This window comes from Actinomycetes bacterium (assembly GCA_036510875.1).
Lineage (GTDB): Bacteria > Actinomycetota > Actinomycetes > Prado026 > Prado026 > DATCDE01.
In genome coordinates this window covers 1-9,244 of record DATCDE010000031.1, presented here as the reverse complement: position 1 = coordinate 9,244, position 9,244 = coordinate 1, and the positions used below count along the sequence as shown (strand labels likewise).

Annotated in this window: 10 protein-coding genes; 6 read left to right on the top strand and 4 right to left on the bottom strand. The window is 72.7% G+C overall.

The features are described 5' to 3' along the window. Together VIM19_01930 and VIM19_01925 are read left to right on the top strand one after the other, a co-directional pair. On the top strand, window positions 1–274 hold a 274-nt coding region (locus VIM19_01930), incomplete at its 5' end, for an ABC transporter permease subunit (protein HEY5183671.1). A gap of 178 nt (window positions 275–452) precedes the next feature. After that, the gene (locus VIM19_01925; protein ID HEY5183670.1) at window positions 453–1,361 is read left to right on the top strand and encodes an ABC transporter substrate-binding protein; all 909 of its coding nucleotides are present in this window, start codon (window positions 453–455) and stop codon (window positions 1,359–1,361) included. Window positions 1,362–1,397: 36 nt separating this feature from the next. On the opposite strand, the gene VIM19_01920 is transcribed toward VIM19_01925, so the two are convergent. Then, complete coding sequence (locus tag VIM19_01920; protein ID HEY5183669.1) at window positions 1,398–2,000, bottom strand: DUF1684 domain-containing protein; 603 nt, start codon at window positions 1,998–2,000, stop codon at window positions 1,398–1,400. 125 nt (window positions 2,001–2,125) lie between these two features. Between VIM19_01920 and VIM19_01915 the strand changes: the two genes are divergently transcribed. Next, window positions 2,126–2,863 carry a hypothetical protein gene (locus VIM19_01915; GenBank protein ID HEY5183668.1) on the top strand — a complete coding sequence of 246 codons (738 nt, stop codon included), beginning with the start codon at window positions 2,126–2,128 and terminating at the stop codon, window positions 2,861–2,863. Window positions 2,864–2,866: 3 nt separating this feature from the next. On the opposite strand, the gene VIM19_01910 is transcribed toward VIM19_01915, so the two are convergent. After that, entirely contained in the window at window positions 2,867–4,027 is a 1,161-nt protein-coding gene (locus VIM19_01910) for an NADH-quinone oxidoreductase subunit D (GenBank protein ID HEY5183667.1), read from the bottom strand. Between the two features lie 75 nt (window positions 4,028–4,102). Next, window positions 4,103–5,743, bottom strand: coding sequence for an amino acid permease (locus tag VIM19_01905; GenBank protein HEY5183666.1), 1,641 nt, complete (start codon window positions 5,741–5,743; stop codon window positions 4,103–4,105). A gap of 170 nt (window positions 5,744–5,913) precedes the next feature. Here VIM19_01905 and VIM19_01900 point away from each other — a divergent pair, with 170 nt between their 5' ends. Genes VIM19_01900 through VIM19_01890 form a run of 3 tightly spaced genes read left to right on the top strand, consistent with a single transcriptional unit; the run spans window position 5,914 to window position 8,959 of the window. Further along, window positions 5,914–6,414: a PH domain-containing protein gene (locus tag VIM19_01900; GenBank protein ID HEY5183665.1), complete on the top strand. Its 501-nt coding sequence runs from the start codon at window positions 5,914–5,916 to the stop codon at window positions 6,412–6,414. Further along, window positions 6,411–7,769, top strand: a complete 1,359-nt coding sequence (locus VIM19_01895) for a PH domain-containing protein (protein ID HEY5183664.1) — start codon at window positions 6,411–6,413, stop codon at window positions 7,767–7,769. The genes VIM19_01900 and VIM19_01895 overlap by 4 nt, the downstream gene beginning before the upstream one ends. Continuing rightward, window positions 7,766–8,959 carry a cytochrome P450 gene (locus VIM19_01890; GenBank protein HEY5183663.1) on the top strand — a complete coding sequence of 398 codons (1,194 nt, stop codon included), beginning with the start codon at window positions 7,766–7,768 and terminating at the stop codon, window positions 8,957–8,959. Before VIM19_01895 ends, VIM19_01890 begins: the two co-directional genes overlap by 4 nt. On the opposite strand, the gene VIM19_01885 is transcribed toward VIM19_01890, so the two are convergent. Beyond that, window positions 8,932–9,244 (bottom strand): hypothetical protein (locus tag VIM19_01885; protein ID HEY5183662.1); only part of this gene is annotated, 313 nt, incomplete at its 5' end. The two genes, VIM19_01890 and VIM19_01885, sit on opposite strands and share 28 nt — an antisense overlap.

Sequence of the window (9,244 nt, the reverse complement as noted above, 5' to 3'; positions counted from 1 at the left end):
GCTGCCGCTGGCGCTGCCGTTCACGTTCGCCGGGCTGCGCACGACGACCGTTCAGGTGGTGGCGACCGCAACGTTCGCGGCCCTGGTCGGCGGTGGCGGGCTCGGCCGGTACGTCGTGGACGGGTTCGGCCTGCAGGACCCGGCGGAGCTATACGGGGGCGTGGTCCTGGTGGCGCTGCTGTCGGTGGCGGTCGAGCTGGTGCTGGCCGCCGTCCAGCGCCGGATCACCCGTCGTACCGGCACCCGCGAGCCGGAGGTCGTCACCGCATCGTGACCGGCTCCGGCATTGCCGGGCCGGGGCTGGTCGTGCTGGGGTGGGACCACGCGGGGCGCAGCCGCGCTCCGCCGGACACGCGCGGGTTGTTCCTCCAGCCCCACCCGCGGGACACAGAAGGCGGTGCGTGATGCGCGGACGTGGTCGGCTGTTGGTGCTGGTAGCGGCACTCACAGTCGTGGGACTCGGACTGGCCGCCTGCTCGTCGTCCGGCGGGTCGTCATCGGCGTCCACCTCGCCGTCGGCGGGCGGGCCCGTCGTCGTGGCGGCGTTCAACTTCGGGGAGAGCCAGCTGTTGGCGAACATGTATGCCCAGGTGCTCGACAAGGCCGGGTACCAGGCCACCGTGAAGTCCATCGGTGCCCGCGAGGTGGTGGAGCCGGCCCTGGAGAAGGGCTCGGCCGACGGCGGCGTCGACGTCGTGCCCGAGTACCTCGCGACCTTCACCGAGTTCCTCAACAAGAAGGTGAACGGGGCGAGCGCCGCGGCGAAGGCGTCCGGTGACGTGCAGTCGACCCTGACGGCCGCCCAGGCGCTGGCCGGGCCGAGGGGGCTGACCGTGCTGCAGCCGTCCCAGGCCGCCGACCAGAACGCCTTCGCCGTGACCAAAGACTTCGCGACCAAGAACAACCTGACCACGTTGTCCGACCTGGCCGGCTACACCGGGCCGCTCGTGCTCGGCGGCCCGCCGGAGTGCCCGCAGCGTCCCTACTGCCAGCCCGGTCTGGAGAAGACGTACGGCCTGAAGTTCACCGGGTTCAAGTCACTGGACGCCGGGGGGCCGCTGACCAAGAAGGCCCTGCAGCAGGGCCAGATCCAGATCGGCCTGGTGTTCAGCTCGGACGGCGGGATCGACGCCTTCGGGCTCAAGGTGCTCACCGACGACAAGCACCTGCAGAACGCGGACAACGTGGTGGCCGTGGTGAACAGCAAGGTGGCCTCGGACGCGCTGACCGCGGCCCTCAACGGCGTCGCGGCGGCGCTCACGACCGACGAGCTGATCGCGATGAACAAGCAGGTCGACATCGACGGCGCGGACCCGGCCAAGGTCGCCACCGACTGGCTGAAGTCCAAGAGCCTCATCTGAGGACTTGTCAGGGTGAGGACGAGCTATCCGTCGTCCTCACCCTGACAGCTCTCCGGCGAGCACGTCGACTGCCAGCGTATTGCCGGGCGGCGCCAGCGGGCAGGCCCAGGCCGGGTCGTAGGCGCAGGACGGGTTGTAGGCGAAGTTGAGGTCCACCACCAGGGTGCCGGCGCCGCCGCCGCCGAGGTCGGCGCCCTTGACCGTGTCCAGCAGGTAGCGGCCACCGCCGTAGGTGGTCCGCCCGGCGCCGGCGTCCTTGACCGGCACGAACACCCCACCGCCGTACGACTCCAGCCACCACACGTCGAGCGTCCCGACCGGCAGCCGCAGCCGGCCGATCCGGGTGAACGGCACGACACCGTCGGTCCGGGAGGGGACCGACCACGACGCCGGCTCCGGGTCCGGGTCGACCCGGTCGACCACCGCCTCGAACCGCAGCGCCGGGTCGTAGGGCGCGTACCGCAGCCGGCGGAAGCTCGCCCGGTCGGCCGGCCGCAACGGGGACGCCGGATGGTGGGCGAACAACTCGTCCCGCCCGGCCCGCCACCGGGCGTGCGCCTCCTCGGGGTCGAGAGTGGCCCGGACCTGTGCGTAGAGGGCACCGACCCGGCGGCGCCAGTCGAGCACGTCGAGCGACATGGGCCGATGGTCGCACGACCGGAAATCCCTGCTCTCCGTAGTGATCTGACCACGCACGGTGAGAGTTCCGGGCCTTCCCGGACATCGGCTCTCCGCGACGGCCCCGGAGCATCTACCCTCGCCGCATGACCCAAGGACGTCACGCCCGTCCGGCCGCCCGGGGAGGCGGTCTGGACGTGCTGCTCGCCCTCCTCGTGGGGGTGGGCGCCATCGCCGTCGCGCTCGCCGCCGACGGGACCAGCGCGCTGCGCCTGGGCCTGGTCGCGCTCGCGGTGATCGTCGTCGTCCAGCTGCTGCTGGCGGCCCGGATCCAGCGGCGCACCAGCCGCTCGCTGGCCTGGACCGAGGAGCGGCTGCGGGCGCTGGAGCAGCGCAGCCGGGTGGAGGGCGACGAGCTGCACCGCCGGGTGCTGACCAGCGTCTCCCGCGAGGGCGAGCTGCGTAACGCGGTGGAGATCCTGGCCACCGAGATCTCCCGGCTTCGCTCCGTGCTCGACCAGCTGCCGCTGCCCAGCGACCAGGTGGGTTCGGTGGTCGTGCCGCCGGCGCTCGACATCCCGCTGCTGCAGCAGTCCTTCGCCCAGCCGCCGCCCGAGCGGACCGTCAGCGGCCGGCTCAGTGAGACCGGCTGGCCACCGGAGGCCGGTGCCGTTGCGGCGGCGGCTGCGGCGGCCGCGGTGTCCAAGGGCCAGGGCTCCAGCTGGACGGTCCGCGAGATCCTGGTCGAGGGTGAGGCCGAGCCGCGACCGGTCGCTTCAGTGGTGGACCTGGCCGACGTCGAGACCCGCGAGGACGAGCGCACCACCGAGGCGGCCGAGACCGTGGACGACGGCTCCTGGCACTCCTTCGCCCGTCCGGCCTGACGGCTACTTGTCGACGTCCCCGACCACGTAGAACAGCGAGGCCAGGACTCCGGTCAGCTCGGCCAGCCCGACGCCGGGCAGCACCTCACTAAGCACCTGCACGTTGTTGAACGACGCGGTGCGCAGCTTCAGCCGCCAGGGGGTCTTCTCCCCGCGGGAGACCAGGTAGCAGCCGTTGATCCCGGACGGTCCCTCGGTCCAGGCGTACCGCTCGCCCTCCGGGGCGCGCAGCACCTTCGGCAGCTTGAGGTTGACCGGTCCCGGCGGCAGCGCGTCCAGGACGTCGAGGCAGGCGGCCACGCAGTCCAGCGACACGGACACCTGCTCGGCCAGCACCTCCAGCCGGGCCGGGCAGTCACCCGCCGTCCTGGTGACCACCCGCAGCGCGCCGGACTGCGCCAGCGCGCCGTAGGCGAGGTACGGCTCGTCCCGCCGCAGGTCGAGCGGGACGCCGGACGCGCGGGCCACCGGTCCGCTCAGGCCGTACTGCGCCACCTGCTCGGGGGAGGCGACCCCCACGCCGGCCAGCGGCTGCGCGGCCGCGAGCACCGCGCCGGTCAGCTCGGGCAGGCCGGCCCGGACGTCGGAGGCCGCGGCCCTGGCCCGGTCCGTCCAGCCGTCCGGCAGGTCGGCTTTGAGCCCGCCCACCTGGTTGGCCATGAAGTGCAGCCGGCCGCCGGTGGCCTCCTCCATGACCTGCTGCACGGGGTCGCGCAGGGCCAGCGACCGGGCACTCGTCCCCGTCGGGTCGAGCGGGTCGGCGCCCGGCGGGAAGCCGCCCAGGAAGGCCAGGTGGGACAGCACCCGGTTTAGCTCGGCCAGGGCGGTGCGGGCCCATACGGCGCGCTCCGGCACCTCCATGCCGAGCATCGTCTCGACGGCGAGCACGACGCCCAGCTCGCTGCTGAACGCCGACAGCCAGTCGTGCCGGTTGGCCAGCACGAGGATCTGCCGGTAGTCCCGTACCTCGAACAGCTTCTCGGCGCCACGGTGCAGCAGGCCCACGAGCGGCTCGGCCCGGACGACGATGTCGCCGTCCAGCTCCAGGGCCAGCCGCAGCACGCCGTGGGCCGACGGGTGCTGCGGGCCGAGGGTGAGCACCACCTCGGCACCGCCGAGGTCGGCCGTGCTCGCGGTCACCACGCGCCGGGCCTCGCTGTCCACGGCCGCAGCATGCCACGGGAGGGACCGCCCCCTGCTCGGGTGCGGCCCCTCCCGGGGGTTCGCGGGGTGCTCGGCCTACTGGTCGTGCTCGCCGGTGAGGTAGCCCTCGTGGTGGTGCTCCAGCTCGATCTCGTCCGCGCTGGTCACCCCTGCCGGCAGGTCGATCGTGTGCTTCGGACCGGTGAACCACTTCTTGGCCGTGAGGTGCCAGGCGATCCACAAGACGATGAGCGCGGCGACGGTGATGATCGGTGAGTAGTTCATGAACCGGAAGTTGAAGGACGGGTCCCACGGTGCCTGGTTCGGCGAGAACGGCATGGCGAACCAGATGGTCGTCAGCACGATCTCGATGAGGGCGAGCGGCGCCAGCCACTTGTACTTCTTGCCCAGGTTCCACGGCCCCGGCTGGAACGCGTCGCCCTGCCGCCACCGCAGGTAGATCGGGATGGCGAAGGCGAGGAACAGGCCGAACACCGCGATCGAGGTCAGCGCGTAGAACGCCTGGGGCACGACAACGCCCGCGGGGGTCGTCACCTTGATGAGGGCAGGCAGGGTGACGACGAACGCGATGACGGCCGCGCCGATGACGCCGTTGACGGGGGTCCTGGTGTGGTTGAGCTTCGACCACAGTGACGACCCGGGCACGGCGCCGTCACGGCTGAAGGCGTACATCATCCGCGAGCAGGACGTGAGGCAGGCGATGGTGCAGAACAGCTGGCCGGCCGTGGCGATCGCGAGCACCGTTCGGGCCATGCTCGGCGAGAGCGCCTGCGCGAAGATCGTCCCGATCCAGCCACCGTTGGTCGTGACACCCTTCTCGTCCTGCACGGCGAACAGGAACGCCAGCTCGAGCCCCCAGCCGGCGATGCCGGAGTAGAGGATCGAGCGGTACAGGCCCTTGGCCGCACCGGTGGACGCGCCCTGCGTCTCCTCGGACAGGTGGGCGGAGGCGTCGAAGCCGGTGATCGTGTACTGGGTGAGCAGGAACCCGAATGGCAAGATGATGAACCAGAACGGGAGCCCGGAGGTGGAGCCGCCGAACCATCCGGAGTTGTTGATGGTGTGGGTGAACACGAACGACGCCGACGAGTGGTGACTGGGCAGGAACACCAGGGCCAGGATGATCGCGGCCGCGCCGAACACGTGCCACCACACCGAGATGTTGTTCACCATGGCCAGCAGGTGCGAGCTGAAGATGTTGACCAGCACCGCGATGACGAGGATGACGACGAACTCGCCGAAGACGCGAGTCGAGGGGTAGCCGCCGGACTCGTATCCGTGGCCCGCGAAGCCCGCGTCGTAGTTGAACAGGGTCTGGTCCAGGAAGTATGCGCAGCCGTAGGCCACCGAGGCGACCACGGCGAGCAGCCCGATGAGGTTCAGCCAGCCGGTGTAGTAGGCCGCCTTGACCCCACCCAGCTTGCTGGCCCACCAGTAGATGCCGCCGGACGTCGGGAACGCCGACACCAGCTCCGACATGGTGAGGCCGATGATGAGGATGAACGTGGCGATGATCGGCCAGCCCCAGGCGATGACGACCGGGCCGCCGTTGTTCCATGCGAAGCTGAAGCTGGTGAAGCACCCCGCCAGGACCGAGATGATCGAGAACGAGATGGCGAAGTTCGAGAACCCGGACCAGGAGCGGTTCAGCTCCTGCTTGTAGCCGAGCTCGGCGAGCCGTTTCTCGTCCTCGCTCAAGTTGGAGATGTCGACCACTACTGCTCCTCCGTCGAGGCCGGTCCCCGCACCGGCGCAGCTGCGAGGCGGCTGCTCCGCACTCTTGGGGGGCAGGTATAGCGCACTCAATGGTCCGTTGGGTGACTTTTGGCACTGGACGCGTCGCAACTTCTTCGGGCCCGGCGAGCGCCCGCGGCTAGCCTGGGCTGGTGAGCAACCAGGTGGGCGACGCGTTCGCCGCGCCGGACGCCGGCTGGGTGCGGGTCTCCCCCCGGCTGGCCCTGGCCCGGCGGATCGTCGTCCTGCCGCTGGTGCTGGTCGTCGTGGCGGCCGTCATAGTGGCTCTGGCCCTCGCGGTGGCCCCGTGGGCTGCGGCCCTGGCCGGGCTCGTGGGGCTGCTCGTGGCGGTCTGGGCCTGGTGGCTGATCGGCCGGCAGGTGGCGGCCGTGGGGTACGCCGAGCGGGGCGACGACCTGCTCGTCACCCGGGGGATCATGTTCCGCGAGCTCGTGGTGGTGCCGTTCGGCCGGATGCAGCTGGTCGACGTCCGGGCCGGACCGCTGGACCGCAGGTTCGGCATCGCGCGGCTGCAGCTGCACACCGCGGCGGCGACCACCGACGCCAGCGTGCCCGGGCTGCCCGCGGCCGAGGCGCAACGGCTGCGCGACCACCTGGCCGCCCTCGGCGAGGCCCGGTCGGCGGGGCTGTGACCGAGGCGTCACCGGCCCCCGGGGCCGACCTGTCCAGCCGCCCGCGCCGCACCCACCCGCTCACGCCGGTGGCCGAGGTCGGCGACAAGCTGCCCGGCATCCTGGTCGCGGTGTTCGTCCTGGGCCGGGACCTGCCCGGCGGCATCGTCGTCCGGCTGGGTCTGGCGCTGCTCGTCGCCGTGGTGGGGGCCGGCATCGGCTGGCTGATCTGGTGGCGCCGCTCCTTCTGGTTCGACGCGGACGGCGACCTGCGGATCGCCAGCGGCGTGCTGACCCGCAACGAGCGGCGGGTCCAGTCGTCGCGGCTGCAGTCGGTCGAGGTGTCCCGGCCGTTCCTCGCCCGGCTGGTGGGCCTGGCCGAGGTCAAGCCCGAAGTGGCCGGCGGGGAGAACGCGCACGTGCGGATCGCCTACCTGTCCGAGCCGGCGGCGGTGGCGCTGCGCGCCGAGCTGCTGGCCCGCTCGGCCGGGGTGCGGGGCACCGGGTCGGCCGCCGTCGAGGCGCCGGAGCGGGTCCTCGTCCGGGTCCCGGCACGGGACCTGGCCGTCTCCACCCTGCTCAACGAGAACCTGATCCTCGGCGCGCTGGTCGGCGTCGCGACCATCGTGGTGGCCGTGGTCAGCGGGCAGTCGGCCAGCCTGGTCGGCATCCTGCTGGCCGGTGGCATCCCCGGAGTCGGCCTGGTCAACGGGTTCCTGGCCTACTACGACTTCTCGGTGGCCGAATCGCCGGACGGGCTGCGGCTGCGCTCGGGGCTGCTGTCCACCCGGGCCCAGACCGTGCCGCCCGGGCGGGTCCAGGCGGTCCGGGTGGCCCAGCCGCTGCTGTGGCGCCGCTCCGGCTGGTACCGGGTGAGCCTCAATGTGGCCGGCAGCAACCGCCGCGAGGGCGAGAACTCCGGGGTCGTGCTCCTCCCGGTGGCGCCGTACCCGGTGGTGCGTCAGCTGCTCAGCCGGGTGCTGCCGGGGGTGGACATCGACGCGGTCGACCTGGTGCCGGCGCCGCGCTCGGCCCGGTTCCGCGCCCCCTGGCAGCAGCCGCGGCTGGCCTGCGGTCTGGACGACGAGGTGTTCGTGTCCCGGGGCGGGCGGGTGGTCCGGCGGGTCGACATCGTGCCGCACGCCAGGACCCAGAGCGTGCGGGTGACGCAGGGGCCGTGGCAGCGCTGGCTGGGGCTGGCCAGCGTGCACGTGGACTCGACCCCCGGGCCGGTCAAGCCGGCCGCCCGGCAGCGGGCCGCGGTCGACGCCCGCGCGGTCGCGGAGGCCCAGGTGGTGCACGCGGCCGCCGCCCGGCTCGGGTTCCGGCCCGAGCGCTGGGCCCGATCCAACCGACCAGCCACGGAGACGCCATGACCGACGACCAGGCCGCCGGGTTCGACCTGGGCTCGGCCGAGTTCGTCCGGGACCCGTACCCGGTGTTCGCCGCGCTGCGGTCGCAGGGTCGCGCGCTGTGGCACGAGGAGCTGGGGCTGTGGCTGGCCGCCCGCCACGCCGACGCCGACGCGGTGCTCCGGCACCGGCGGCTGGGCCGGATCTTCACCCCACGCGAGCCGCCGGACCTCTGGGACACCTTCAACTGGCTGCACGCGGAGTCGATCCTGGACAGCGAGCCGCCCAAGCACACCCGGCTGCGCGCCCTGGTCGCCAAGGCGTTCGCCCGCGGGCACATCGAGCGGCTGCGGCCGCGGGTGCGTGCGCTGGCGGGCGGGCTGCTGGACGCCGTCGAGCCGTCCGGCACCCTCGATGCCATCGCCGACTACGCCGAGCCGCTGCCGGTCATGGTCATCGCCGAGCTGCTCGGCGTCCCCGAGGAGGACCGGCACCTGCTGCGGCCCTGGTCCCAGGCGATCGTGAAGATGTACGAGTACGAGCGGACGCCGGAGCAGCAGGTGGCCGCCCGGCAGGCCGGCCAGGAGTTCGCCGACTACGTCGTCGCGATGGCGGTGCAGCGCCGGGCCCAGCCGGGCGATGACCTGGTGAGCCACCTCGCCTCCGTCGAGGACGGCGGGGAGCGGCTGTCCGAGCGCGAGCTCGTGGCCACCTGCGTGCTGCTGCTCAACGCCGGTCACGAGGCGAGCGTCAACGGGTTCGGCAACGGCCTGGTCACCCTGCTGCGGAATCCCGAGGAGCTGACCCGGCTGCAGCGGGACCCGTGGGGGCTGGCACCCACCGCGGTGGAGGAGTTCCTGCGTTTCGACGCCCCGCTGCAGCTGTTCGAGCGCACCGCCAAGGAGGACGTCGACGTCGCCGGGATCCGGGTGGTGGCCGGACAGAAGATCGCCGCGCTGCTCGGCGCGGCGAACCGTGACCCCGCGGTGTTCGCGGACGCCGACCGGTTCGACGCGACCCGCGACCCCAACCCGCACATCGGGTTCGGGGCCGGCATCCACTTCTGCCTGGGCGCGCCGCTGGCGCGGCTGGAGCTGCAGACCTCGGTGCCGATGCTGGTCGAGCGCTTCCCCGGGCTGCGGCTGGCTGCCGAGCCGACCCTGCGGCCGACGTTCGTGCTGCGCGGCTACGAGTCGGTGCCGCTGACCTGGTGAAACCGCCGCGGAAGCGCCAGGCCGACGCACTGCACCAGCCAGCCGAAGCCGCCCAGGCTGCCCGGGTCGAGCAGCTCCGCGGCCCGCGAGGACCTGGCCAGCCGGGCCGCGTAGCCGCCGGGGTCGCAGCCGGCCAGCGCCGGGTCGGGCAGCCGGCCGTCCACCCCGAGGGCGAGCAGGGCCGCGCGCTGAGTGGTCAGCACGCTGTCGGCCGCGCCGGCCGCCGTGCCCGCTGCCGCGCAGGAGTCCAGCGCCACGTGGGCGGTCACGTCGCAGCTGCCGTCC